Genomic DNA, 24,756 nt, shown 5'->3' on the forward strand with positions numbered 1-24,756 from the left:
GGACAATATCATGAGCCATCTCCTCGATCGCCTCAACTTCCTGGCGCGCAAGAATGCCGATACCTTCTCGGACGGCCACGGCGTCACCACGACCGAAAACCGGGATTGGGAAGACGCCTATCGCAAGCGCTGGCAGCACGACAAGATCGTGCGCTCGACGCACGGCGTGAACTGCACCGGTTCCTGCTCGTGGAAGATCTATGTGAAGGGCGGGATCGTCACCTGGGAAACCCAGCAGACGGACTATCCCCGTACCCGGCCGGACCTTCCCAACCACGAGCCGCGCGGCTGCGCGCGCGGCGCCAGCTACAGCTGGTACATGTATTCGGCCAACCGGGTGAAATATCCGCTGATCCGCTCGCGCCTGCTCAAGCTGTGGCGCAAGGAACGCATGATCAAGACCCCGGTCGGGGCCTGGGCGGCGATCCAGGAGAATCCGGAAAAGCGTGCCGACTACATGAAGATGCGCGGTCTCGGCGGCTTCGTGCGCGCCACCTGGGATGAGGTCAACGAGATCATCGCCGCCGCCAACGCCTATACGGTCAAGACCTATGGCCCGGACCGGGTAGTGGGCTTCTCGCCGATCCCGGCCATGTCGATGGTCTCCTATGCGGCCGGCTCGCGTTACCTGTCGCTGCTCGGTGGGGTCTGTCTGTCGTTCTACGACTGGTACTGTGACCTGCCGCCTGCTTCGCCGATGACCTGGGGCGAGCAGACCGACGTTCCGGAATCGGCCGACTGGTACAATTCCGGCTTCCTGATCCTGTGGGGCTCCAACGTGCCACAGACGCGCACGCCCGATGCCCATTTCTATACGGAGGCGCGCTACAAGGGCGCCAAGTCGGTGGTGATTTCGCCCGACTATTCGGAAGCGGCGAAATTCTCCGATCTCTGGCTGCATCCGAAGCAGGGAACCGATGCCGCGCTCGCCATGGCGATGGGGCATGTCATCCTGCGCGAATTCCATCTCGACCGGCAGGCCGAGTATTTCGAGGACTACTGTCGTCGCTATACCGACATGCCGATGCTGGTCAAACTGGTCGGCAAGGACGGTCATTACATCGCTGATCGCTTCGTCCGTGCCTCCGACTTCACCGGCGCGCTCGATGAGACGAACAATCCGGAATGGAAGACGGTCGCAGTCGATGCCAAGACGAAGCAGTTCGTCTCGCCCGGTGGTTCGATCGGCTATCGCTGGGGCGAGCAGGGCAAGTGGAACCTCGAGGCCAAGGACGGCAAGGGGGCAGACGTCGATCTCGCCATGAGCTTCATCCTCGACGGCGAGCACGACACGATCGCCAATGTCGGCTTCCCCTATTTCGGCAATCGCGAGCACGATTACTTCGAAGGCACCGACCATGCCAGCGTGCTGGTGCGCAAGGTGCCGGCCCGCAAGGTCAAGCTCGCCGATGGCGAGGCGCTGGTCGCCACCGTGTTCGACCTGTTCGTCGCCAATTATGGCCTCGATCGCGGGCTCGACGATCCGAATTCGGCCAAGTCCTATCAGGAGAACCTGCCCTACACGCCGGCCTGGGCCGAGAAGATCACCGGTGTTCCGCGCGACCAGATCATCGCGGTCGCCCGTGAATTCGCCAGCAATGCGGAAAAGACCAATGGTCGCTCCATGGTCATCCTCGGTGCCGGTCTGAACCACTGGTACCACATGGACATGAACTATCGCGGCATCATCAACATGCTGGTGATGTGCGGTTGCGTAGGCCAGTCCGGCGGCGGGTGGAGCCATTATGTCGGCCAGGAAAAGCTGAGGCCGCAGACCGGCTGGACGGCGCTCGCCTTCGCGCTCGACTGGAACCGGCCGCCGCGCCACATGAACGGCACCTCGTTCTTCTACGCGCATACCGACCAGTGGCGCTACGAGACGCTGAAGGTGGACGAGATCCTCTCGCCGACCGCGCCGGAAGGGCCCTGGGATGCGACGCTGATCGACTACAACATCCGTGCCGAGCGCATGGGCTGGTTGCCGTCGGCGCCGCAGCTGAAGACCAATCCGCTTCAGGTGTCGAAGGATGCGGCAGCGGCCGGCAAGGAAGCCAAGGACTATGTCGCCGAGCAGCTGAAGGCCGGCACGTTGTCGATGTCCTGCGAGGACCCGGACGACAAGGCCAACTGGCCGCGCAACCTGTTCGTATGGCGTTCCAACCTGCTCGGCTCGTCCGGCAAGGGACATGAATATTTCCTCAAGCACCTGCTCGGCACCAAGCACGGCGTTCTCGGCAAGGATCTCGGCGAGGAAGGTCGCCAGATCACCAAGGAAGCCGCCTGGCACCAGGAGGCGCCGGAAGGAAAGCTCGACCTGCTGGTGACCCTCGACTTCCGCATGTCGACCACCTGCGTCTATTCCGACATCGTGCTTCCGACGGCCACATGGTACGAGAAGAACGATCTCAACACGTCCGACATGCATCCCTTCATCCATCCGCTGTCGAGTGCGGCGGATCCGGCCTGGGATGCGCGCAGCGACTGGGAGATCTTCAAGGGCATTGCCCGCAAGTTCTCGGATGTCGCGCCGGAGGTTCTCGGGGTGGAGAAGGACGTCGTCCTCGTGCCGACGTTGCACGATACCGCCGGCGAACTCGCCCAGCCGTTCGACGTCAAGGACTGGAAGAAGGGCGAGATCGAGCCCATCCCGGGTCGGACCATGCCGACGGTCGCGGTGGTCGAGCGCGACTATCCAAACCTCTACAAAAAGTTCACCTCGGTCGGCACCCTGCTCGAAAGACTCGGCAATGGCGGCAAGGGCATTGCCTGGAACACCGAGCACGAAGTCGATCTGCTCGCCCGCCTGAACGGCGTCGTGCAGGAGGAGGGCGTCACCAAGGGCCGGCCGCGCATCGACAGCGATATCGACGCGACCGAAGTCATCCTGTCGCTTGCGCCTGAAACCAACGGCGAAGTAGCGGTCAAGGCCTGGGAGGCGCTGTCGAAGTTCACCGGCCGCGACCACACCCATCTCGCCATCCCGAAGGAGGACGAGAAGATCCGCTTCCGCGACGTGGTCGCCCAGCCGCGCAAGATCATCTCCTCGCCGACTTGGTCGGGCCTGGAATCGGAGAAGGTCTGCTACAATGCCGGCTATACCAACGTCCACGAGCTGATCCCGTGGCGGACGCTCACCGGCCGCCAGCAGCTCTATCAGGATCACCTGTGGATGCGCGCCTTCGGCGAAGGCTTCTGCGTTTATCGGCCGCCGATCGACACCAAGACCGTCAATCCGGCGATCGAGGCCAAGTCGGACGGCAAGCCGCATCTGGTGCTGAACTTCATCACGCCGCACCAGAAGTGGGGCATCCACTCCACCTATAGCGACAATCTAATGATGCTGACGCTCAATCGCGGCGGCCCTGTCGTGTGGATTTCCGAGCCCGACGCCAAGCGGGCCGGCATCGCCGACAATGACTGGGTCGAGGTCTACAACGCCAACGGCGCCATCGTCGCCCGCGCGGTGGTCTCGCAGCGCATGAAGGACGGTACGATCTTCATGTACCACGCCCAGGAAAAGATCGTGAACACACCCGGTTCGCCGATCACCGGCCAGCGCGGCGGCATCCACAACTCGGTCACGCGCGTCATCACCAAGCCGACCCACATGATCGGCGGATACGCCCATCAGTCCTACGGCTTCAACTACTACGGCACGGTCGGCGCCAATCGCGACGAGTTCGTCGTGGTCCGCAGACTCGACACGGTGGACTGGCTGGAAGGGCCGCACACCGAAAGCGTCGCATACAACAAGGAGGCGGCAGAATGAAAATCCGCGCGCAAATTGGCATGGTCCTCAACCTCGACAAGTGCATCGGGTGTCATACCTGCTCGGTCACCTGCAAGAACGTCTGGACCAATCGCGAAGGCGTCGAATACGCCTGGTTCAACAATGTCGAAACCAAGCCCGGCATCGGTTTCCCGAAGGAATGGGAAAACCAGAAGAAGTGGAACGGCGGCTGGGTCCGCAAGTCGAACGGCAAGATCGAGCCGAAGATGGGTGCCAAGTGGCGCATCCTCGCCAAGATCTTCGCCAATCCCGACCTGCCGGAAATCGACGACTATTACGAGCCGTTCGACTTCGACTACGGCCACCTTCAGACAGCCGGCGAAAGCCGTGCCATGCCGACGGCCCGTCCCCGCTCGATGATCACCGGCGAGCGGATGGAAAAGATCGAATGGGGTCCTAACTGGGAGGAAATCCTGGGCGGCGAATTCGAGAAGCGCTCGAAGGACTACAATTTCGAAGGCGTGCAGAAGGAGATCTACGGCCAGTTCGAGAACACCTTCATGATGTACCTGCCGAGGCTGTGCGAGCACTGCCTCAACCCCACCTGTGCGGCTGCCTGTCCGTCGGGGGCGATCTACAAGCGCGAGGATGACGGCATCGTCCTGATCGACCAGGAGAAATGCCGCGGCTGGCGGATGTGTGTTTCCGGCTGTCCCTACAAGAAGATCTACTACAACTGGAACTCGGGAAAATCCGAGAAGTGCATCTTCTGCTATCCGCGCATCGAGGCTGGTCATCCGACGGTCTGTTCGGAAACCTGCGTCGGACGCATCCGCTATCTCGGCGTCATCCTCTACGATGCCGACCGGATCTCGGAAGCCGCATCGACCGCCAATGAGCAGGATCTCTACGAGGAACAGCTGAAGATATTCCTCGATCCGAACGATCCTGCCGTCATCGAGCAGGCGCGCAAGGATGGCGTTCCGGACGCCTGGCTGGAAGCGGCGAAGCATTCGCCGGTCTACAAGATGGCGATGGACTGGAAGATCGCCTTCCCGCTCCACCCGGAATACCGCACGCTGCCGATGGTCTGGTACATTCCGCCGCTTTCGCCGCTGCAGTCGGCGGCCCAGTCGGGCAAGCTCGGCATGGACGGCCCGCTGCCGGATGTGCGGTCGCTGCGCATCCCGGTCCGCTACCTCGCCAACCTGCTGACGGCCGGCAAGGAGGCCCCCGTGGTCTCGGCGCTGGAGCGCATGCTCGCCATGCGCGCCTATATGCGCTCCAAGACGATCGACGGGGTCATCGACACCTCGATTGCCGCGAAGGTCGGCATGAGCGCCGAGATGATCGAGGAGATGTACCACATCATGGCGATCGCCAATTACGAGGACCGCTTCGTTATCCCGACGACGCACCGCGAAGTGACCGAGGACGCCTATGACGTCCGTGGTTCCTGTGGCTTCTCCTTCGGCAATGGCTGCTCGGGCGGCACGTCCGACAGCGACCTCTTCGGCGCCAAGCGCCGCAAGGTCGTCCAGACCCCGACCGACCTGTTCAAGGAGCGCGTCTGATGCACAAGGCACTGAAGGCAATATCGCTGTTGCTCAGCTACCCGACCGAGGAACTCATCGAGGGGGTGCCGGAACTCAAGGCGGCGCTCGAAGATGACGGAACGATCTCCCGGGAGGTCAGGCTGCTGCTTGGCCGCCTGATCGACGATCTCGCCGGACAGGACCTTTACGAGGCTCAGGAGCGCTACGTCTACCTGTTTTACCGCAGCCGGTCGCTGTCGCTCAACCTGTTCGAGCATGTCCATGGCGAGAGCCGCGACCGCGGCCAGGCCATGGTCGACCTGAAGACCATGTACGAGGACCAGGGTTTTGAAATCGACGCCAAGGAACTGCCGGACTATCTGCCGCTGTTCCTGGAATTCCTTGCGACCCTGACAACGGAAGAAGTCGATGACCTGCTCGCCCAGACCGGCCATATCACGGCGGCGATCGGCGAGCGGCTGAGGAAGCGGGATTCGGTCTATTCCAACGCCTTTGCCGCGCTCGGCCTCGTGTCGAAGAGCAAGCCGGACCAGAAGCTGCTGAAAGAGTTGCTGGACGGCGCCGAGGACGATCCGAACGATCTCGAGGCGATGGACCGCATCTGGGAGGACGAGGTCGTCACCTTCGGCGGCAATGCGGGCGACAACAGCTGCGGCCCCGACAGGCTGCGCACACAGATGAGGGCGGCGGCGCGCAAGCCGAACGATCCCTTGAACACGATACCGGTTTAGGAGGGCAGGGCATGTCTGGTTTTCTCAATTCACTCTTGTTCGGCATCTATCCGTACATCGCGCTCGCCGTGCTGATCCTCGGCTCGATCATCCGCTATGACCGCGAGCCCTATACCTGGCGCTCCGGGTCGAGCCAGCTACTGCGCCGCAAGCAACTGATGTGGGGCTCCGTGCTGTTTCATCTCGGCGTGCTGTTCATCTTCGCCGGCCATCTGGTCGGCTTGCTGACGCCGATCGTGATTTTCGACACGCTCGGCATCAGCCACAGCGCCAAGCAGACGCTGGCCGTGGTCGCCGGCGGCATTGCCGGCGTGATGGCGATCATCGGCGCGACGCTTCTCGTCCATCGCCGGCTGTTCGATCCGCGCGTGCGCGCCTCATCGAGCACGACCGACACGCTGATCATCATCCTCCTGTGGGTCCAGCTCTTCCTCGGGCTCTCGACCATCCCGACTTCGCTTGCCCATCTCGACGGCCATGAAATGGTTAAGTTCATGAACTGGGCACAGGGCATCTTCACCTTCAATCCGGAGGCGGCCTCCTATGTCGCCGAGGCGCCGCTGGTGTTCAAGCTGCATCTCTTCCTCGGGCTGACGATCCTGCTGCTCTTCCCGTTCACCCGGTTGGTGCACATGCTGAGCGCACCGGTGCGATATCTGTGGCGTCCCGGCTATCAGGTCGTGCGGCAGCGCAACGGCAGTTCCGTCAACCGTGCTCCGGCGGAGTAAGCCCATGGTCACGCTCTTCAACAATGTGAACACGGGTCCGGCCGCTTCCGGAGAGACCGGGCACAAGGACAGCTATTCGACCTACCAGGAGCCGGACACCCGCGTTCCGCCGAAGGCCCGACCGGTGCTCGACGCCGTGTCGGTCAATGGGGTGGAGATCGCTGAAAGCGAGATCCTCGCCGAGGCGCAGAACCATCCGGCCGAAAACCCTGGCGCGGCCCTCCTGGCGGCGGCAAGGGCGCTGGCCGTGCGTGAACTCCTGCTGCAGCGGGCGGTCGAACTGGACCTTATCCCGGCGCCTGAACAGAATGCGGATGGGCGTCGTGAAACCGACGAGGACGCAGCCATCCGGATACTGATCGAGAGAGAGGTTGCGGTTCCATCGGCCACGTCGGAAGAATGCCTGCGTTTCTACGAGAACAACAGGGCGAAATTCCGCAGCGAACCGATCTTCGAGGCAAGCCATATCCTGATCGCCGCCGATCCTGCGGACGCGCGCGCCCGCGATGCGGCCCGCAACGACGCGGAACGGCTGGCGGCGGTCCTCGTCGAGCACCCTAGCGAGTTTGCAACGATGGCGCGAACCCATTCGGCCTGTCCCTCGGCCGCACAGGGCGGCAATCTCGGCCAGCTGACCCGTGGCAGCACGGTTGCGGAGTTCGAGCGTTGCCTTGCCCGGATGGAAGAGGGCCAGATTACCTCCGCACCGGTCGAAAGCCGGTTCGGCTTCCACATCATCCGGCTGGAACGGCGGATCGATGGTGACCAACTGCCGTTCGACTTCGTGCAGGACCGGATCGCCGGTTGGCTCGAAGCCTCCGCCTGGTCGAAAGCCGTGTCGCAGTTCATCGCCATACTGGCCGCCGATGCCACCATCACCGGGATCGACGTGCTCGGTGCCGACGGACCGTTGATGCAGTGACGCAATGGCGATGACGCAAATGCGTGGCAAGGCGAAGCGGGCAAGGCCCCTGCATGTTTCGCCAAACCTTGCCACGCATCCCGGAAGGGACGTCATGCCCGGAGTAACGTGATGCTTTCTGATCTCTTCGACCACAATGTCCGCTGGGCGGCGGCGAAACGCACGGAAGACCCCGATTATTTCGACAGGCTGTCGGCCCTGCAGCGGCCGGAATATTTGTGGATCGGCTGCTCCGACAGCCGGGTTCCCGCCAATGTCATCACCGGGCTCGAGCCCGGCGAGGTCTTCGTCCATCGCAACGTCGCCAATCTCGTCCACCGGGCCGACCTGAACCTGCTCTCGGTGCTCGAATTTGCCGTGGAGTCCCTTGAGGTCAAGCACATCATCGTCTGCGGGCACTATGGCTGCGGAGGTATCCGCGCGGCCATGGACGGGCATCGCCACGGCATCATCGACCACTGGCTGCAGCCGATCCGGGATGTGGCGCAGGCGAACTGCGCGGAACTGGCGAGGATTGACGAGACGGAAGAAAAGCTGAACCGGCTCTGCGAACTGACGGTCGTGGGGCAGGTCGAAAGCCTGTCGCGCACGCCGATCCTGCAATCGGCCTGGAAGCGTGGGCGCCCGCTCACCATCCACGGCTGGATCTACGGCCTGAAGGACGGTCTGCTGCGTGACCTAAAATGCGACTGCGACAGCAGTGCGGCGGAGTTTCGTTGCGACGAGAGCATCGTGCCGCCGGTCGATACCTTAGGAATGTCCAGGACAATATCATGAAAGACTTCGATTTCCCTCTCCAGGCCGCCATCCGCGTCGAGCGGGATCGCCCGGTGGACGATGTTCTCGAAGCGGTCGCCCGCGTCTTGCAGCAAGAGGGGGTGACCGTTGCCGGTTTCCTCCAGCGGGAAAGTACCGGCGATGGCGAATGCTGTAACCGGATCGATCTGGAGGACATTGCGAGCGGCGAGCACCACATCATCTCCCAAGCCCTTGGCTCAGGCGCGCGCGGCTGCAGGCTCGATCCGCAGGCGCTGGCGGGCGTCGCCGGTCCGCTGCTGTCACGGCTCGACGCGCGGCCGGACCTTCTGATCCTCAACCGTTTCGGCAAGGGGGAATCCGAGGGGCGAGGGTTTCGCGCCGTCATCGAGGAGGCTTGCGTGCGGGGCATACCCCTGCTGACGGCAGTCCGGGAAAACTATATCGAGGCATGGCAAGGGTTTGCCGGCGAACTCGGCGTGGTGCTGGCGCCGGATGAGGCCGTCGTGGTCGCATGGGCACGCGCAGCCATCGATGCGACGAGGAAGTCTTGCGATGCGGCATGAACGTCAGGTTATCACCGATCCCGGGGCAGGACCTTCCCCGCTGATCGATCAATTCGGCCGACAGGTCACCTATCTTCGGCTCTCCGTGACGGATCGTTGCGATCTCCGCTGCACCTATTGCATGGCCGAGCACATGACCTTCCTGCCGCGCCGGGACGTGCTGTCGCTGGAGGAACTCTATGACCTGGCGCAGGTCTTCATGCGCGGCGGGGTGCGCAAGATCCGGCTGACCGGCGGGGAGCCACTGGTGCGCAAGAACATCATGCAACTGTTCGAGCTCTTGTCGCCCCATCTGCAGAACGGCGATCTGGACGAGGTGACCCTGACCACCAACGGCACGCTGCTGGCGCGTCATGCGGAGGGGTTGTTTGCCGCGGGCGTCCGTCGCGTCAATGTCTCGCTCGACAGTCTCGATCCCGCCCGCTATGCGCAGATCACCCGCTGGGGCCGGCTCGATGCCGTGTTGAAGGGGATCGACGCGGCGCTTGGCGCCGGGCTCAAGGTCAAGCTCAACGCGGTCGCGTTGCGCGGCGCCTTCGAGCACGAAGTCGACGATCTCATCCGCTTTGCCCACGGCCGCGGCATGGACCTGACGCTGATCGAGGAAATGCCGCTCGGCGAAGCGGGACATGATCGTGGCGAGAGTTTCCTATCGCTGACCGATCTTCGCCGATCGCTCGCGGAACGCTGGACGATGGTCGCCGTCGAAGACCGTACCGGTGGCCCGGCCCGCTATGTTCGCCTTGCCGAAACCGGCGGACGGCTCGGCTTCATCACGCCCTTGTCCTGCGACTTCTGCGCGAGCTGCAATCGCGTCCGCGTCAGTTGCACCGGCGATCTCTTCACCTGCATGGGGCAGGAGGGCTCGGTCGGGCTTCGCGACGCCTTGCGTGGCGAAGATTCGGCCGCCGTTGTCGGTCGCATGATCCGGGATGCGCTTGGCCGCAAACCGAAGGGCCATTCGTTCGAGATATCAGGCCAGGCCATCAACGGAATAGCGCGCCATATGTCGGTTCTGGGAGGATAGAAACGCAGGCACGGGATTGCTGTGCGGCTTTACGGCCAGGCGGCGAAGCTCGTGTCGCGCGGGCGGTTGCGATTGCTTGCGCCTTCGCGGTGGGCGCGGGGGGAAATGCCGGAAAGCCGTTTGAAGAAACGGCTGAAATAGGCGGCGTCCTTGAAGCCGAGGATGGTGGCGATCTGGCCGATCTGCAATGTCGAGCCGTCGAGCAGAGTGGCGGCCTCGGTCATGATGCGGGCATGGATCAGGTCTTGCGGGGTTCGGCCGGCCGCGCGACGGATCGCCGTGTTCAGCCGGTCGGCCGGAACGTCGAGTGCGGCTGCATAGTCTCCAACCGTCCAGTGATCACGGATATGCAGTTCCATCAGATGCACGAAGCCACGCACGATGATGCGCGGCGAGGGCTTCGGCTGGCGGGTCTCGATATTGGCGAGCCGCCAGATGGCGATGACCAGAAGCGCCAGATGATGACGGATCACCTCCTGGGCACCAGGGCCGTTTTCCTTCAGTTCCTCCTCGATCGTTCCGATGGTGGTGCACAGGCGCCGCGCGTCGGCGGCGGAAATGCGCGCGCCGAGGATCGGCTGGGACAGGGCATTGCGGACCTCGGCGAAAACGGCGCCGGCCGGCATGGCGGGGCCGAGTTCCAGTTCGGGGATCGCCAGCGCCGCCCCTTCCGTGCCGGCGTCGATGGTCACGGCCCCCCTGTCGCCGGCCGGCGTCCACAGGATCGCCGGCGCTGCAAGCGACACTTCGCTATCGCCGATGGTGATGCGTCCCGAGCCCGACAGAAGGATGATCAATCGGTTCCTTCCACCGCGAAAGGTCCAGCCGAGCGGCGACAGTGACACGCCGAACAACCGCGCCTCGGTCGGGCTTGAGGTGGCTGTGGCGCCGCGGTGTCGCGCGACGAAAAGGCCGGAAGCTGGCATAACATCTCCTCCATCCGTGAAAAGTACAAATAACTCCTGCAAAAGTCTATTCATTCGCCGGGGAGGTGGGGCTAGTCTGATGATTGTCAGGAAACCGCAGCGGATCGGAGGAGACGAAACCGCCGTGGGGACAGGACGGAACGCCTGTGGAGGCAGGCCATTTGGGAGGACTACCATGACACTGTTTCAACGCAGACAGGTGCTTGGCGTTATCGCCGGCACGGCGGCCATGCTGGCAGGCGGGGTCGCGACCGGCGCGCTGGCGCAAGAGCGGACCTCGGTGAAGATCGGCTATGCGCTGTCGCTGACCGGCCCGAATGCCGGTGGTACGGGCATTACCACGCTGCCCAACTACCAGCTCTGGGTCAAGGAAGTGAATGCGGCCGGCGGGCTTGAAATGCCAGACGGCAAGAAGCTGCCGATCGAAGTCGTCGAATATGACGACCGCTCTTCGGCCGAGGAACTGGTTCGCGCGCTGCAGCGGCTCGCGACCCAGGACGAAGTGGACTTCATCCTGCCGCCGTGGAGCACCGGCTACAACCTGGCCGCCGCCCCGCTGCTCGACCGCTACGGCTATCCGCATCTGGCCGCCACATCGGTGACGGACAAGGCGCTGGAATTCGTCAAGCGCTGGAAGAAGAGCTTCTGGCTGCTTGGTGGCGGTCATGACTATACGGGCGCGCTGGCCAAGGTGCTGCTTGACGCCGCCGACAAGGGAACGATCAACAAGAAGGTGGCGATGATCTCGATCGCCGACGGTTTCGGCATCGATCTGGTGACGGCGGCGCGTCCCGCCTTCAAGGACGCCGGCTTCGAGGTGGTCTACGACAAGACCTATCCGGTCGGCACCACCGATTTCACGCCGATGATCAACGAGGCAAAGGCGAGCGGCGCCGACACCTTCATCGCCTTCTCCTATCCGCCGGAGACCTTCGCGCTGACCCAGCAGGCGCAGGTCGCCGACTTCAACCCGAAGGTTCTCTATCTCGGCGTCGGCACGGCCTTTCCGGTCTATGCCAAGAACAACGGCGAGGCGATCACCGGCGTGATGGGCATCGGCGGGATCGACGGCACCAGCGAGAAAATCGCCGACTATCGCAAGCGCCACGAGGCGGCCACCGGCAAGGTGCCGGACTACTGGGCAAGCGTGGTCACCTATGCTTCCCTGGAGATCCTCCAGGAGGCGATCAAGCGCAAGGGACTGGACCGCGAGGCGGTCGCGGCCGAAATATCTTCCGGCAGCTTCGAGACCGTGCTCGGAGAGACGATGCTCGAAGACAATCAGTTGCGCGATCTGTGGTGGGCTGGTCAGTGGCAGAACGGCCAGTTCGTCGCCATCGCACCAGGTGATCGAGCCGGCGCCAGCCAGCCGCTCATCCCACGTCCGGCCTGGAAGAAATAGGCGGGCCGGAGCACCGCTCCCGCCGTCGCCGACCGCCTCCCTCTTCCCGCTCGGCGGGGAGGGGGTTCGGTCGCCATGCTTTTATACCGCCAAGAATGAGTGCCCGGCAGTCCGGTCGGCCCGAAGGGGTTGCCGCAGGCTACAAGTCGCAAGGAGGAGCAGGACATGCTCGTCACCACCATCGTCTCCGGCCTCGTGCTCGGCGGCACCTATGCGCTGATCGCCATGGGGCTGACGCTCCAATACGGCATCGCCCGCATCATGAATCTCGCCTATGGCGAGACGATCATTGCCGCCGCCTTCCTCGCCTATGTGCTGTTCGGCCAGTGGGGCATCAATCCGGTGCTGGGGTTGCTGGTTGCGGTGCCGATCGGCTTCGTGTTCGGTCACCTGGTCTATGGGCTGATGTTGCGGCCGCTGGTGGCCCGTGCCGCCAATCGCGAAAGCCTGGAAATCGATTCCATCCTTGCCACGTTCGGCCTGCTTTTCGTTATCCAGGGCGTCATGCTGGTGGTGTTTGGCTCCAACTATACCAGCTATAATTACCTCAATGTCGGCATCAACGTGTTCGGCGCGGTGATTGCCGCCAACCGGCTACTGGCCTTGGGCTTGGCCGTGGTATTGGGCGGCGGTCTCTACCTTTTGTTCACCCGCACACTGTGGGGCACGGCGCTGCGCGCCGTTGCCGTTTCGCCCACAGCCGCGCCCCTGGTCGGCATCGATGTCGACCGGGCCGCCCGCCTGGCTTTCGCCATCGGTTGCGGACTTTCTGCCGCCGGTGGCGTGGTGATCTCCACCTACCAGACCTTCACCGCCACGGCCGGCGTCGTCTTCACCATGAAGGCCCTGGTCGTCGTCATCATGGGCGGGGTCGGCAACATCCTCGGGGCGCTGTCCGCAGGCCTGATCCTCGGCCTCGTCGAGACCTTCGTCGCCACCTATCTCGATCCCGGCCTGACGCTCGCCGCCACCTATCTCATCTTCCTGTCCGTGCTGCTGTGGCGCCCGGCCGGCCTGTTCGGGAGGTCCTCGCGATGACCCTGCGTTTCCTCGGCTCTGCCGCCTTCTTCCTGGCACTTCTCATTGGCCTTGCCTGCCTGCCTCTTTATGCCGGCGAATATACCGTGACGCTGATGATCGGCATGACCGGTTATGTGGTCCTCGCCACCGCCTGGGGTCTGTTTTCCGGTCCGACCCGCTATGTGTCGCTGGCCACCGTCGCCTTCTTCGGCATCGGCGCCTATACGGTGGGCGTGCTCAGCGAGACCTTGCCCTATCCACTGGTCCTGCTGGTGGCCGCGCTGGTCGGGCTCGTCATCGCGCTGCTGGTCGGGCTTGCAACGCTGAGGCTCGCCGGCGTCTACTTCGTCATCTTCACCTTTGGCCTTGCCGAACTCGTGCGCCAGCTCGTCACCTGGTACGAGGTCAACATCACCGGGACGCTCGGCCGCTATATCTTCCTGCCGGTCACGCCCGAGGGCATCTACTGGCAGCTTCTGGTGCTGGCTGCCGTGACTTTGTTCGTCTCCTTCCTGATCGGCCGCAGCCGGCTTGGCCTTGCGCTCAAGGTCATCGGCGACGATGAAGTGGTGGCGAGCCATTGTGGCATCAACATTGCCGGGGTGAAGCTCGCGCTGTTTTCCTTGAGCGCGGTGATCATCACCCTGGTTGGCGCGATCCAGGCGCCGCGCTGGACCTATATCGAGCCGAGCATGGTGTTCAATCCGACGACCTCGTTTCTGACCCTGATCATGGCGCTGCTCGGCGGGGCCGATCGGCTGTGGGGCCCGCTTCTCGGCGCCATACCGCTCTTTCTGCTGTTCGAATGGCTGTCGGCCAATTTCCCCAACCATTATCCGATCATTCTCGGGCTGATCTTCATTGCCATCGTCTTTGTCCTGCCCAAGGGTGTGCTCGCGGCGGCCGAGAAGGCATTTGCGGCAAGGCCGGCCGCTCCGGCGCGACCGAATGCGGAGGTGTCCCGATGACCGAAATCCTCGCGCTTTCCGGCATCACCAAGCGTTTCGGCGGGTTGACAGCCGTCAACGAGCTCAGCTTCTCGCTGACGGCGGGAGAGGTGGTCGGGCTGCTCGGGCCGAACGGCTCCGGCAAGACCACCGTGATGAACATGATCTCCGGTTTCCTCGCCCCGAGCGAAGGGCTGATCGCCTTCAAGGGCGAGCCGATCTCCGGGCTGCCGGCGCATCGCATCGCGCCCAAGGGCGTGGCCCGGACCTTCCAGCTGGTACGGGCCCTTCCGTCGCTCACCGTTGCCGAGAATGTCGAGACGGCGCTCGCCTTTGGCCGGCACAAGCTGTGGGGCGCTGTGGCACGCGAACGCGCCCTTCATCACCTGGAGGAGGTGGGCCTTGCCGGTCGTGCCGGCGAGAAGGCTTCCGCGCTCACCTATATTGACCAGAAGCGTATGGAACTGGCCCGGGCGTTGGCCGCGGAGCCGGAACTGCTGCTGCTCGACGAATGGCTGGCGGGCCTCAATCCGACCGAACTCCTGACCGGCATCGACCTCATCCGTTCGCTGGAAAAGCGCGGCATGACCATCCTTCTGGTCGAGCATGTCATGGATGCGATCCGGGCGCTGTGCGGCCGCTGCGTGGTGATGAATGCCGGCCGCAAGATCGCCGACGGACCGACGTTCGAGGCGCTCCGCGACCCGGAAGTGGTGCGTGCCTATCTGGGAGACGACCATGCTTGAGATTGCCAATCTGTCGCTGCACTACGGCCAGCACCTGGCGCTCGACCGGGTCTCGCTGTCGGTTGGTCCGGGCGAAACCGTGGTCGTGCTCGGCGCCAATGGTGCCGGAAAGTCATCTCTGCTCAAGGCCGCCGCCGGCCTGGTGCGGCCTGATATCGGCTGCGAAGTGCGCTTTGGTGGGCGTCAAATCGTCGGTCTGGCGCCGCATCTGGTGCTCGAGGCGGGCATTGCGCTTGTACCCGAGGGGCGCGGGGTGTTCGGCGACCTGACCGTTGCCGAGAACCTGGCGCTCGGGGCCTATGCCAAAAGGGCGCGCGCCAGCGATGCCGAAAGCCGCGAGCTTGTCTACTCGCTCTTTCCCAAGCTTGCCGAACGACGCGGCCAGTTCGTCAATACCATGTCGGGTGGCGAACAGCAGATGGTGGCAATAGCGCGTGCCCTCATGTCGAAGCCCGATCTTTTGATGCTGGACGAGCCGAGCCTCGGGCTCGCGCCCGTGGTGGTGGGCGAACTCTTCGCAGCGCTTGGGCGGGTCCGCAAGAGCGGTCTGGCGCTGCTGATCGTCGAGCAGAACGTCAAGATGAGCCTGTCGATCGCCGATCGCGGCTATCTGATGGAAGCAGGGCGGGTTGTCGGAGAGAACAGCGCCTCGGGCCTGATGAATGATGACGCGGTCAAGCGGGCCTTCCTCGGTGCCGCGGCCTGATGCAAGAATGGAGCAGAACATGACCGTGCTTGGCCTGAAGATCAACAATCTCGATCAGGGTGCTTCCGATGGACGCACATTCACCCGCATCAATCCGATTTCGGGCGAGGTCGCGTCGGAAGTGGCCGCAGCCTCGCTGGAGGATGCGCGACAGGCGGTGAATGTGGCCGCCAAGGCATTTCCCGCCTGGGCGGCGACAGGACCCGGACTGCGTCGCAAGATTCTTCTGGCCGCGGCCGACAAGCTCCAGGCGCGGGTCGATGATTTCATCAAGGCGATGGCCGAAGAGACTGGCGCGACGGCCGGCTGGGCAGGCTTCAATGTCAAGCTCGCCGCCGACATGTTGCGCGAGGCGGCCGCGATGACGACGCAGATCACCGGGGAAATCATTCCGTCGGAACGACCCGGATCGTTGTCGATGGGGGTGCGGCAGCCGGCGGGCGTCGTCCTTTCGATCGCGCCGTGGAATGCGCCCGTGATCCTCGGCGTACGGTCGCTCGCCATGCCGCTTGCCTGTGGCAATACCGTGGTGATGAAGACCTCGGAAATCTGCCCGCGCACGCACCGGCTGATCATCGACAGCCTGCACGAGGCGGGGCTGCCCGAGGGCGTGCTGAATGCCGTCTCCAACGCGCCGGAGGATGCCGCCACGATCGTCGAGACGATGATCGCCCATCCGGCGGTCCGCCGGATCAATTTCACCGGCTCGACCCGGGTCGGGCGGATCATCGCCGAGACGGCCGGACGCTATCTCAAGCCTGCGCTTCTCGAACTCGGGGGCAAGGCCCCCTTCGTCGTGCTCGACGATGCCGACATCGATCAGGCGGTCGCGGCGGCCGCCTTCGGCGCCTATATGAACCAGGGCCAGATCTGCATGTCGACGGAGCGCATCGTCGTCGACGAGACGATTGCGGACCGGTTCGTCGAGGCGCTTGCCGCGAAGGCCAAGACACTTGTCGCCGGCGACCCGCGCGTCGGCAATACCCCGCTGGGGTCGGTCGTCGATGGTCACGCGGCGCGGCGGATCGACCAACTGATCCGCGATGCGTTGGCCAAGGGCGCTGTTCTTTGCGCGGGCGGCGGCATGAACGGTACGATCGTCGAGGCGACGCTGCTCGACCGCGTGACACCGGCGATGCGCATTTATGCGGAAGAGAGTTTCGGTCCGGTCGTCTCGGTGATGCGTGTCGGCTCGATTGACGAGGCCGTGCGGGTTGCCAACGATACCGAATATGGCCTGTCGGCGGCGGTCTTCGGCCGCGACGTCAATCGTGCCATGCAGGTGGCGCGGCGGATCGAATCCGGGATCTGCCATATCAACGGCCCGACCGTGCACGACGAGGCCCAGGTCCCCTTCGGCGGGGTCAAGCAATCCGGCTATGGCCGCTTCGGCGGGAGGGCGGGGATCGCCGAATTCACCGAACTGCGCTGGATCACGGTTCAGGACGGACCGATCCATTATCCCATCTGACACCTTACCTATTTCCGGGGCGGGGGAACGACGGGGGGCGAGCCGCCGAGAGACCGACGCGTTTGAACGGATATTCCACCTTGCGCGCCGCCACGCGGCCTTCATCCCTGCAAGTCGGCCTGGCCGGACGATGCAAATATGGCGCCTCCAGGCGGCAGCGCCTTCGTCCCGGGCTCGGCCAACAGGCTGTAGAATACCTCGCCGGACGTCGTCGGGCTGGTGGCGACTTCGCGACCCAGATTGCATCGTAACTCCAGCTTGTGATTGCCAAGCCTCCAGTCCACGGCAATGACCTTGTCGGGGGCCGGCAAAACCAATGCTTCCGTCGAGGGAAGTCTCTCCAGCATGGGCCATATCCACGAACGGCGCTTTGCCAGGAGCTCTCTCACGAATTCGCGCCAGGACGTCGATCGTGCGTCTTCGGCGAGCGGCCGTTGGAGCTTTGAGGCGAGAAACGTGGTGCGCTTATTGGGGTCCGGGGCGCGGAATTCCTTTTCATAGAGGCTTCCGCCGAAATTTCTGGCTTCTTCCATGCGCGCCTTGAGTGCGGCCTCATGAACCTCGGATGGGTAGTCGCTGAAGAAGTAGAAGCTCTGCCTGGTGCCGAACTCATCCCCCATGAAGGCCAGGGGGATCTGCGGTGATAGATAGAGCGTGGCGGTCAGCGCCTTGAGAATATCTTCTTCAACCAGGGCCGACAGCCGGTCACCCTTTAGCCGATTGCCGATCTGATCATGGTTTTGCAGGAAGTTGACGAAGCAGGTCGGCGGCAGGTGCCCGCTGGGTTCACCATGTCGCTTGCCCTCCTTCGAGGGACGGGCCTGCCCCTGATAGATGAAGCCTTCCGCCAGGGCGGTACGGACGCCGACACTGGGCTCGGCGGCAAAATCGGCGTAGTGTCCGACGGTTTCTCCCGTCGCCAGGACGTGAACTGCATGATGAAAATCATCGTTCCATACCGCCCGGCATGAGGGAGCTCGCCCGCCTTTCCACTCCAGCGGGCTTGTAACATGGCGGGCGTCTTCGGCGACGAGATGAAGTGTCCGATACGGAAGAAGATTTCTCGCCCGATCTGCGATTTCGTCCACCAGCCACGGCTGGTCTTGTGCCACCAGCCGGTCGGCGGCGTCGAAACGGAGCCCGTCGAATCGGAAATCCGACAGCCAGTACAGAGCGTTTTCGATGAAATAGCTTCGTGTCTCCTTGCGCGAAAAGTCGGGAGCCGGTCCCCAGGGCGTGGAGTCCTTTAGAAAGAACTGCGGAGCATATTGCTCGAGCATGTTTCCGTAGATGCCAAAGTGGTTGTAGACCACGTCTAGGATGACCATCATGCCGGCGCCATGAGCGCAGTCGACCAGGTGTTTCAGGTCATCGGGCTTGCCATAGGCGGGATGGGGCGCGTAGGCGAGCACGCCGTCATAGCCCCAGCCCCGCTCACCGTGAAAAGCGGCTACCGGCATCAGCTCGATCGCGGTGAAGCCCAGTTCGGCCAGTTCCTTCAGCTTGCGAGCAGCGGCGAGGAAGGTGCCCTCGGCGGTGAACGTACCGATATGGAGTTCGTAAGTGACGGCCTCGTGCCAGGGTCGTCCCGGCCAGTCGCGATGAATCCAGGAATAGGCTTTCGGATCTGTCACCAGGGAAGGGCCGTCAACCGTTCCTGCTTGCCATCTGGAGGCGGGGTCCGCCACTTTGCGCCCTTCCTGCGTGACGAAGCGATAGGCTTCGCCAGCGACCGGCTGGTCCAGATGGGCTTCGAACCAGCCAGTCTCGTCCCTATCCATGGGAATGGTTCGGGCGCCAATTTCCAGGGACATATGCTCGGCTGCAGGTGCCCAGATTCGGGCTTTGCCATGGCCGTTCTCCAGCAGGTGGAACCCCCACAGATCTGCGTTCATCGTACTCCTCGAAGGCTGAGTTTTCCCGCGCCGAATGTCCTAAGATTTCAGCAACGATCCAACTCGTGACGCCCCGTCATGTTCCCCGCTGATCGGTCTAGCGATCCGAAATTCGGCCGTCCTCGGGGGCGGATCGAGCGTCTTGAATGCCGGACAGGATTTTGTGATTGGCCGACCACAGGAAAGCCGCCCCTTGCGGCTGTCTTCCCGTGTCGCGTCTTCTATAGTCGGACGGGGCGCCTCATATCGACGGGGCGCCGGGCCTGTCCGGCGGGAAGCTGGAGAAGGTGCGTGCAAACCGACATTGGGAGTGAGATAGTTGAAGAAACCGCTGTTCAGCCTTGAAGGCAAGACCGCTCTTGTGACCGGTTCGTCGCGCGGCCTCGGACAGGCGATCGCTACTGGTCTTGCCGAAGCCGGGGCGCGGCTGGTGCTGAACGGCATCGATGCCGATCGGCTGGCAAAGGCCGCTGACGCCATGCAGGCGCAGGGTCATGCCGTTCTCGCCGAGCCCTTCGACGTGACCGACGAGGCAGCCGTCGTTGCGGCCTTCCAGCGTCTCGATGCCGCGGGTGTCGAAATCGATATCCTCGTCAACAATGCCGGTATCCAGGTGCGAAAGCCCCTCGTCGAGTTTCAGGCCGAGGAGTGGCGACGGGTGATCGACACGAATCTTTCGAGCGCCTTCTTTGTCGGCCGGGAGGCCGCCAAGCGGATGATCCCGCGTGGGCGCGGCAAGATCGTCAATATCGGCTCGCTGATGAGCGCCTTTGCCCGCCCGACCGTCGCTCCCTACACGGCGGCCAAGGGCGGTATCAAGTTGTTGACGCAGGCGATGGCGGCTGAGTGGGCCGAGCACGGCATCCAGGCCAATGCCATCGGCCCCGGCTACATGCTGACCGACATGAACGAGGCGCTGACCAGCAATCCACAGTTCGACGCCTGGGTTAAGGGGCGCACGCCGTCACGGCGGTGGGGGCGTCCGGAGGAACTGGTGGGCGCTGCCGTCTTTCTTGCCTCGTCCGCTTCCGACTATGTCAACGGGCAGATCATCTATGTCGACGGCGGCATGAGCGCCGTCCTCTGACACACAGAAGCGCCGCCGAACCTGAGGTGTCGGCGGCGTCGATGATGTCGGCCTGACCTGTCAGGCGGCGCGGCGGGGCAGTTTCCAGTTCGGCCGCGGGAAATGGCAGGTATAGCCGTTCGGAATACGTTCCAGGTAGTCCTGGTGCTCCGGCTCCGCTTCCCAGAAATCGCCGACCGGCTCGACCTCGGTCACCACCTTGCCGGGCCAGAGGCCCGACGCGTTGACGTCGGCAATGGTGTCGTGGGCGACCTGCTTCTGCTCGTCGCTGGTGTAGTAGATCGCCGAGCGATAGCTCATGCCGACGTCGTTGCCCTGGCGGTTGGGCGTAGTCGGATCATGGATCTGGAAAAAGAATTCCAGAAGGTCGCGGTAACTGATCTTCGCCGGGTCGAAGGTGATCTCGATGCCTTCGGCATGGGTGCCGTGGTTGCGGTAGGTGGCGTTGGCCACGTCGCCGCCGGTGTAACCGACGCGGGTGGCGAGGACGCCCGGCATTCTGCGGATCAGTTGCTGCATGCCCCAGAAGCATCCGCCAGCCAGTACGGCGCGTTCGGTGTTTGTCGTCATGCCATCCTCCTTCGGGTGTGGGTTCCGCTCTTAGATGGGGCTCGCGGCCCGCAAGGTCAAACCGGCGGGCCGCGAGGAACGAGGGTGTGATCGGGGATCGGTTTCCCGCGATCGAACCGGCGTCAGTGGTTGTGGCGCGGCGGCGTCTTCGCCAGTTGGCGGAATTCGTCCGCGCCCTTGATCGTCGCTCCCTCGGAGAGCTGTGTGACCGTCTGGCGGTAGATGCGCTGCCACGGGGTCGCGTCAGCCGGCACCTTGGGGATGCCCTCACCCTTGCGGCGGGCGATTTCCGCCTCGTCCACCAGCATGTTGCAAAGACCCTGGTTGAAGTCGATGCGGATGATGTCGCCGGTTCGCACCCAGGCGAGCCCGCCGCCGGCCGCACTTTCCGGCGAGGCGTTGAGGATCGAAGGGCTGTCGGCCGTGCCGGACTGGCGGCCGTCGCCGATCGTCGGCAGGCTCATGATGCCTTTTTTCAGCAGGTGATCCGGTGGCTGCATGTTGACCACTTCGGCCGAGCCCGGCCAGCCCATGGGGCCTGCGCCGCGGATCACCAGGATGGTGTTCTCGTCGATATCCAGGGCGGGATCGTTGATGCGGGCGTGATAGTCTTCCGAACCGTCGAAGACGACTGCCTTGCCTTCGAACACGCCTTCACGGCCCGGCTCCTGCAGGTAGCGCTCGCGGAAGCCCTCCGATACGACGCTCATCTTCATGATGGCGAAGTCGAACAGATTGCCCTTGAGCACCAGGAAGCCGGCGCGTTCGCGCATCGGGGCGTCATAGGGCTTGATGACTTCGCGGTCTTCCGATTCGCGGCCTTCAAGGTTCTCGGCCATGGTCTTGCCGGTGACCGTCGGACAGGAGCCGTCGAGCTTGCCGGCCTTCAACAGTTCCCACATGATCGCCGGTACGCCACCGGCGCGGTGGAAGCGTTCGCCGAGATAGGCGCCGGCCGGCTGGATGTTGGCGAGCAGCGGAATGTCGAAGCCGTGGACCTGCCAGTCGTCGGGATGAAGCTCGACGCCGGCGTGCTTGGCCATGGCCGCGAGATGCGGCTGGGCATTGGTGGAGCCGCCGATTGCCGAATTGACCCGGATGGCGTTGAGGAAGGCCGAGCGCGTCAAAATGTCGGACGGCTTGATGTCCTGGAGGACCAGTTCGACCGCACGGCGACCGGTGCGATAGGCCATCTGGCCGCGTTCGCGATAGGCGGCCGGAATGGCGGCGCAGCCGGTCAGCGACATGCCGAGCGCCTCGGCCATGGCGTTCATCGTCGAGGCCGTGCCCATGGTGTTGCAGTGGCCGACCGAGGGCGCCGAATCGAGCGCCGCCTCGAGGAATTCCTCGCGGGTGATCTCGCCGGCGGCGAACTTGCGGCGCGAACGCCAGATCACGGTGCCGGAGCCGACGAGGTCGCCGTCATGCCAGCCGTCGAGCATCGGCCCGCCGGAGAAGACGATGGCCGGCAGGTCGACGGTCGAGGCGGCCATCAGGGCCGACGGGGTGGTCTTGTCGCAGCCGGTGGTGAGGATGACGCCATCGAGCGGGTAGCCGTAGAGGATTTCGACGAGGCCGAGATAGGCGAGGTTGCGGTCGAGCGCCGCGGTCGGGCGCTTGCAGTTCTCGAACAACGGATGGGTCGGGAATTCGATCGGGATGCCGCCGGCGTCGCGAATGCCGTCGCGCAGGCGCTTGGCGAGGTCGAGATGGTGGCGGTTGCAGGGGTTGAGGTCGCTGCCGGATTGGGCAATGCCGATGATCGGCTTGCCCGAGCGCAACTCTTCCGGCGTCGTGCCGTAGTTCATGAAACGCTCGAGATAGAGCGCGGTCAGGTCGAGGTGGTCGGGATTGTCGAACCAGTCCTGCGAGCGCAGGCGGCGGGGCTTGTTCTTGTCGTCGCTCATAATTTTTCCTCACCCATGCGCTGATTGATCTTTTCGAGATGCAGCAGAAGACCACTATGATCGGTATCGCCGCCGCCGTCTGCGACGAAATCGCGGAACTCGTCGCGTATCATGGCGGTCAGTGGCAGGTCGAGACTGAACAGGTCCGCCATTGCGGCGACCGCGTCGAGATCCTTCAGTTGCAGCCGCGAAGGGCCGCCCGGAGCGAAGCTGCGGTTCACCATGCGGCCACCATGCAGATCGAGGATGCGGCTTTCGGCAAAGCCGCCGCGGATCGCCTCGCGGAATTTCTCGCGGCTGGCGCCACCGGCCTCGACCAGGATCATCGCTTCGGCGACGGCACCGATGGTGATCGCGACGATCTGCTGGTTGGCGAGCTTGCAGATCTGCCCGGCGCCGGAGGGGCCGACATGGGTGACGCGGCCAAGCGCTGCAAAGACCTTGGCGAGGCTTTCGACGATTGCGGCATCGCCGCCCGCCATGATGGCGAGCGTACCCGCCTCGGCGCCCACCACCCCGCCGGATACCGGCGCATCGATGTGGTGCACCTGCTGCTGCCGAAGCGCTTCTGCATGCTCGCGGGCGATCGGCGGGGCGATCGATGACGTGTCGACGACGATTGCACCGGGTTTCAGCAGGCCGGCAACGCCCTGGTTGAACAGCACGTCGGTGACTGCCTTGCCGTCGCTCAGCATGGTGAAGACGATATCGGCGCCCCGGACGGCATCCGCTGCGGAGGCGGCAACGGCAGCGCCTTCAACGGACAACGCTTCGGCCTTGGACCGGTCGCGATTCCAGACGGTGACGGGGAAGCCTGCCTTGAGAAGCCGCCGCGCCATCGGCGCGCCCATCAGCCCGGTGCCGAGAAAGGCGATCTGGCGCGGTTTGGCGCCGGCACGGTCGGAAAGGGTCACAGCTTGCCCCCCAGTTCGTCTTCGATATGCACGCGGATGATCTCGTCGAACGAGGCTTCGGCGGTGAAGCCGAGTTCGCGAGCGCGTTTGGCCTCGAAGCCGGGGGCCCAGCCGGCGCACATGCGCATGATCATCTCATCGGGTTCGCGGCGAATGAGCTTGACGGCCTTTTCGCCGGCAATGCGACGAAGCGCCTCGATCTGTTCGCCCACGGTGGCGCTCAAGCCCGGCATGGAGAGGTTGCGGCGCGGGCCGACCGTGTCGACGTCGATGGTCGCGCCGTGGATGAGGAAGCCCACCGCCGAGCGGGGTGAGGCATGCCAGTGGCGCACGTCGTCGGAGACGGGAAGCACGGCTTCCTGGCCGACCAGCGGCTCGCGCAGGATGTTGGAGAAGAAGCCGGAGGCGGCCTTGTTCGGCTTGCCGGGGCGAATGCAGATCGTCGGAAGACGGATGCCGATGCCGTCGAAGAAGCCGCGGCGCGAATAATCGGACAGCAGGAGCTCGCAGATGGCCTTCTGGGTGCCGTAGCTGGTGAGCGGCGTGGTGTGGAATTCGTCGGGGATCGGATAGGGCAGGGGCGCGCCGAAGACGGCGATCGACGAGGTGAAGACGACCCTCGGCTTGTAGCCCTCCTTGCCGTTGGCAATGCGGATGGCGTCGAACAGATAGCGCGTGCCGTCGAGATTGATGCGGTAGCCTTTCTCGAAATCGAGCTCGGCCTCGCCGGAGACGATGGCCGCCAGATGGAAGACCACATCGGGACGGCCGGCAATCAGGCGGTCCGCTTCGCCTGGCGCCGAGAGGTCGACGGTTTCGAGCGTGACCTTGCCGGAAAAGCCAGCCGGAGCTTCAGGCGTGACGACATCGACCAGGGTCATGGCATCGATCGTCTTGCCGCCGAGCGCGCCGTTGCGGGTCAGCCGATCGGCGAGTTTACGACCAACCATGCCGGCTGCGCCGATAATCAGGATATGCATGGATTTTCCTCCTCCTGCGGGCCGCTCCAGTCAAGCTTGGACAAAAGACAGGCCACTGAAAACAAATATTGTAAGGTTGTCTGATAACCTTATATGATGGGTTTGAAAACACAATTATTGGCAATGTCGCCGCGCGCCTCAATTGCGAAGTTCTGCGGCCAACGGAGAA

At 63.8% G+C, this 24,756-nt stretch carries 21 protein-coding genes; 15 read left to right on the forward strand and 6 right to left on the reverse strand.

Going from position 1 to position 24,756, the window contains the following annotated elements:
- Positions 1-10 precede the first annotated feature (10 nt).
- The 8 genes from DYZ14_RS03925 to moaA all read left to right on the forward strand — a co-directional run bounded on the left by DYZ14_RS03925 (position 11) and on the right by moaA (position 10,016).
- Positions 11-3,769 (forward strand): nitrate reductase subunit alpha, encoded by a 3,759-nt coding sequence (locus tag DYZ14_RS03925; protein ID WP_154719476.1) that lies wholly within the window; start codon positions 11-13, stop codon positions 3,767-3,769.
- Positions 3,766-5,304: a nitrate reductase subunit beta gene (narH, locus tag DYZ14_RS03930; RefSeq protein ID WP_154719477.1), complete on the forward strand. Its 1,539-nt coding sequence runs from the start codon at positions 3,766-3,768 to the stop codon at positions 5,302-5,304. The genes DYZ14_RS03925 and narH overlap by 4 nt, the downstream gene beginning before the upstream one ends.
- Positions 5,304-6,017, forward strand: coding sequence for a nitrate reductase molybdenum cofactor assembly chaperone (gene narJ / locus DYZ14_RS03935; RefSeq protein WP_154719478.1), 714 nt, complete (start codon positions 5,304-5,306; stop codon positions 6,015-6,017). The genes narH and narJ overlap by 1 nt, the downstream gene beginning before the upstream one ends.
- 11 nt (positions 6,018-6,028) lie before the next feature.
- Complete coding sequence (gene narI, locus DYZ14_RS03940) at positions 6,029-6,745, forward strand: respiratory nitrate reductase subunit gamma (protein WP_154719479.1); 717 nt, start codon at positions 6,029-6,031, stop codon at positions 6,743-6,745.
- Between the two features lie 4 nt (positions 6,746-6,749).
- A complete protein-coding gene (locus tag DYZ14_RS03945; RefSeq protein ID WP_154719480.1) occupies positions 6,750-7,667 on the forward strand; it encodes a peptidylprolyl isomerase in 918 nt (305 codons plus the stop codon).
- Between the two features lie 111 nt (positions 7,668-7,778).
- Positions 7,779-8,444 carry a carbonate dehydratase gene (gene can / locus DYZ14_RS03950; RefSeq protein WP_154719481.1) on the forward strand — a complete coding sequence of 222 codons (666 nt, stop codon included), beginning with the start codon at positions 7,779-7,781 and terminating at the stop codon, positions 8,442-8,444.
- Positions 8,441-8,989, forward strand: coding sequence for a DUF2478 domain-containing protein (locus DYZ14_RS03955; protein ID WP_154719482.1), 549 nt, complete (start codon positions 8,441-8,443; stop codon positions 8,987-8,989). Before can ends, DYZ14_RS03955 begins: the two co-directional genes overlap by 4 nt.
- Positions 8,979-10,016 carry a GTP 3',8-cyclase MoaA gene (gene moaA / locus DYZ14_RS03960; RefSeq protein WP_154719483.1) on the forward strand — a complete coding sequence of 346 codons (1,038 nt, stop codon included), beginning with the start codon at positions 8,979-8,981 and terminating at the stop codon, positions 10,014-10,016. Before DYZ14_RS03955 ends, moaA begins: the two co-directional genes overlap by 11 nt.
- Positions 10,017-10,045: 29 nt before the next feature.
- On the opposite strand, the gene DYZ14_RS03965 is transcribed toward moaA, so the two are convergent.
- Complete coding sequence (locus DYZ14_RS03965; protein WP_154719484.1) at positions 10,046-10,942, reverse strand: helix-turn-helix domain-containing protein; 897 nt, start codon at positions 10,940-10,942, stop codon at positions 10,046-10,048.
- 175 nt (positions 10,943-11,117) lie between these two features.
- Between DYZ14_RS03965 and DYZ14_RS03970 the strand changes: the two genes are divergently transcribed.
- From DYZ14_RS03970 to DYZ14_RS03995, 6 genes are all read left to right on the forward strand, one after another.
- Positions 11,118-12,344 (forward strand): amino acid ABC transporter substrate-binding protein, encoded by a 1,227-nt coding sequence (locus DYZ14_RS03970; protein ID WP_154719485.1) that lies wholly within the window; start codon positions 11,118-11,120, stop codon positions 12,342-12,344.
- 165 nt (positions 12,345-12,509) lie between these two features.
- On the forward strand, positions 12,510-13,382 hold the full coding sequence (locus DYZ14_RS03975; protein WP_154719486.1) for a branched-chain amino acid ABC transporter permease: 873 nt from the start codon (positions 12,510-12,512) through the stop codon (positions 13,380-13,382).
- On the forward strand, positions 13,379-14,332 hold the full coding sequence (locus tag DYZ14_RS03980; protein WP_154719487.1) for a branched-chain amino acid ABC transporter permease: 954 nt from the start codon (positions 13,379-13,381) through the stop codon (positions 14,330-14,332). Before DYZ14_RS03975 ends, DYZ14_RS03980 begins: the two co-directional genes overlap by 4 nt.
- Positions 14,329-15,057: an ABC transporter ATP-binding protein gene (locus DYZ14_RS03985; protein WP_154719488.1), complete on the forward strand. Its 729-nt coding sequence runs from the start codon at positions 14,329-14,331 to the stop codon at positions 15,055-15,057. The genes DYZ14_RS03980 and DYZ14_RS03985 overlap by 4 nt, the downstream gene beginning before the upstream one ends.
- Complete coding sequence (locus DYZ14_RS03990) at positions 15,050-15,763, forward strand: ABC transporter ATP-binding protein (protein WP_154719489.1); 714 nt, start codon at positions 15,050-15,052, stop codon at positions 15,761-15,763. The genes DYZ14_RS03985 and DYZ14_RS03990 overlap by 8 nt, the downstream gene beginning before the upstream one ends.
- Before the next feature lie 19 nt (positions 15,764-15,782).
- Positions 15,783-17,234 (forward strand): aldehyde dehydrogenase, encoded by a 1,452-nt coding sequence (locus DYZ14_RS03995; protein WP_154719490.1) that lies wholly within the window; start codon positions 15,783-15,785, stop codon positions 17,232-17,234.
- A 101-nt stretch (positions 17,235-17,335) separates the two neighbouring features.
- Here the strand turns inward: DYZ14_RS03995 and treZ are convergent, their stop codons facing one another.
- Positions 17,336-19,129: a malto-oligosyltrehalose trehalohydrolase gene (treZ, locus tag DYZ14_RS04000; RefSeq protein WP_154719491.1), complete on the reverse strand. Its 1,794-nt coding sequence runs from the start codon at positions 19,127-19,129 to the stop codon at positions 17,336-17,338.
- A 319-nt stretch (positions 19,130-19,448) separates the two neighbouring features.
- Between treZ and DYZ14_RS04005 the strand changes: the two genes are divergently transcribed.
- On the forward strand, positions 19,449-20,216 hold the full coding sequence (locus DYZ14_RS04005) for an SDR family oxidoreductase (RefSeq protein ID WP_154719492.1): 768 nt from the start codon (positions 19,449-19,451) through the stop codon (positions 20,214-20,216).
- A 60-nt stretch (positions 20,217-20,276) separates the two neighbouring features.
- On the opposite strand, the gene msrA is transcribed toward DYZ14_RS04005, so the two are convergent.
- From msrA to denD, 4 genes are all read right to left on the reverse strand, one after another.
- Positions 20,277-20,786: a peptide-methionine (S)-S-oxide reductase MsrA gene (gene msrA / locus DYZ14_RS04010; RefSeq protein WP_154719493.1), complete on the reverse strand. Its 510-nt coding sequence runs from the start codon at positions 20,784-20,786 to the stop codon at positions 20,277-20,279.
- 122 nt (positions 20,787-20,908) lie between these two features.
- Positions 20,909-22,693, reverse strand: coding sequence for an IlvD/Edd family dehydratase (locus tag DYZ14_RS04015; protein ID WP_154719494.1), 1,785 nt, complete (start codon positions 22,691-22,693; stop codon positions 20,909-20,911).
- On the reverse strand, positions 22,690-23,607 hold the full coding sequence (locus DYZ14_RS04020; protein ID WP_154719495.1) for an NAD(P)-dependent oxidoreductase: 918 nt from the start codon (positions 23,605-23,607) through the stop codon (positions 22,690-22,692). Before DYZ14_RS04020 ends, DYZ14_RS04015 begins: the two co-directional genes overlap by 4 nt.
- The gene (denD, locus tag DYZ14_RS04025; RefSeq protein ID WP_154719496.1) at positions 23,604-24,587 is read right to left on the reverse strand and encodes a D-erythronate dehydrogenase; all 984 of its coding nucleotides are present in this window, start codon (positions 24,585-24,587) and stop codon (positions 23,604-23,606) included. Before denD ends, DYZ14_RS04020 begins: the two co-directional genes overlap by 4 nt.
- Positions 24,588-24,756: the final 169 nt, after the last annotated feature.

The organism is Ciceribacter sp. T2.26MG-112.2, from assembly GCF_900492205.1.
GTDB lineage: Bacteria > Pseudomonadota > Alphaproteobacteria > Rhizobiales > Rhizobiaceae > Allorhizobium > Allorhizobium naphthalenivorans_A.

Excerpts from the sequence above, each read along its gene's own strand:
- DYZ14_RS03970 (WP_154719485.1), top strand. The coding sequence starts at position 11,118 with ATGACACTGTTTCAACGCAGACAGGTGCTTGGCGTTATCGCCGGCACG.
- moaA (WP_154719483.1), top strand. The coding sequence starts at position 8,979 with ATGCGGCATGAACGTCAGGTTATCACCGATCCCGGGGCAGGACCTTCC.
- narH (WP_154719477.1), top strand. The coding sequence starts at position 3,766 with ATGAAAATCCGCGCGCAAATTGGCATGGTCCTCAACCTCGACAAGTGC.
- DYZ14_RS04015 (WP_154719494.1), bottom strand. The coding sequence starts at position 22,693 with ATGAGCGACGACAAGAACAAGCCCCGCCGCCTGCGCTCGCAGGACTGG.
- treZ (WP_154719491.1), bottom strand. The coding sequence starts at position 19,129 with ATGAACGCAGATCTGTGGGGGTTCCACCTGCTGGAGAACGGCCATGGC.
- DYZ14_RS03990 (WP_154719489.1), top strand. The coding sequence starts at position 15,050 with ATGCTTGAGATTGCCAATCTGTCGCTGCACTACGGCCAGCACCTGGCG.
- DYZ14_RS03980 (WP_154719487.1), top strand. The coding sequence starts at position 13,379 with ATGACCCTGCGTTTCCTCGGCTCTGCCGCCTTCTTCCTGGCACTTCTC.
- DYZ14_RS03955 (WP_154719482.1), top strand. The coding sequence starts at position 8,441 with ATGAAAGACTTCGATTTCCCTCTCCAGGCCGCCATCCGCGTCGAGCGG.
- DYZ14_RS03945 (WP_154719480.1), top strand. The coding sequence starts at position 6,750 with ATGGTCACGCTCTTCAACAATGTGAACACGGGTCCGGCCGCTTCCGGA.
- can (WP_154719481.1), top strand. The coding sequence starts at position 7,779 with ATGCTTTCTGATCTCTTCGACCACAATGTCCGCTGGGCGGCGGCGAAA.
- denD (WP_154719496.1), bottom strand. The coding sequence starts at position 24,587 with ATGCATATCCTGATTATCGGCGCAGCCGGCATGGTTGGTCGTAAACTC.
- DYZ14_RS03975 (WP_154719486.1), top strand. The coding sequence starts at position 12,510 with ATGCTCGTCACCACCATCGTCTCCGGCCTCGTGCTCGGCGGCACCTAT.
- msrA (WP_154719493.1), bottom strand. The coding sequence starts at position 20,786 with ATGACGACAAACACCGAACGCGCCGTACTGGCTGGCGGATGCTTCTGG.
- DYZ14_RS03965 (WP_154719484.1), bottom strand. The coding sequence starts at position 10,942 with ATGCCAGCTTCCGGCCTTTTCGTCGCGCGACACCGCGGCGCCACAGCC.
- narI (WP_154719479.1), top strand. The coding sequence starts at position 6,029 with ATGTCTGGTTTTCTCAATTCACTCTTGTTCGGCATCTATCCGTACATC.
- DYZ14_RS03925 (WP_154719476.1), top strand. The coding sequence starts at position 11 with ATGAGCCATCTCCTCGATCGCCTCAACTTCCTGGCGCGCAAGAATGCC.
- DYZ14_RS03995 (WP_154719490.1), top strand. The coding sequence starts at position 15,783 with ATGACCGTGCTTGGCCTGAAGATCAACAATCTCGATCAGGGTGCTTCC.
- narJ (WP_154719478.1), top strand. The coding sequence starts at position 5,304 with ATGCACAAGGCACTGAAGGCAATATCGCTGTTGCTCAGCTACCCGACC.
- DYZ14_RS03985 (WP_154719488.1), top strand. The coding sequence starts at position 14,329 with ATGACCGAAATCCTCGCGCTTTCCGGCATCACCAAGCGTTTCGGCGGG.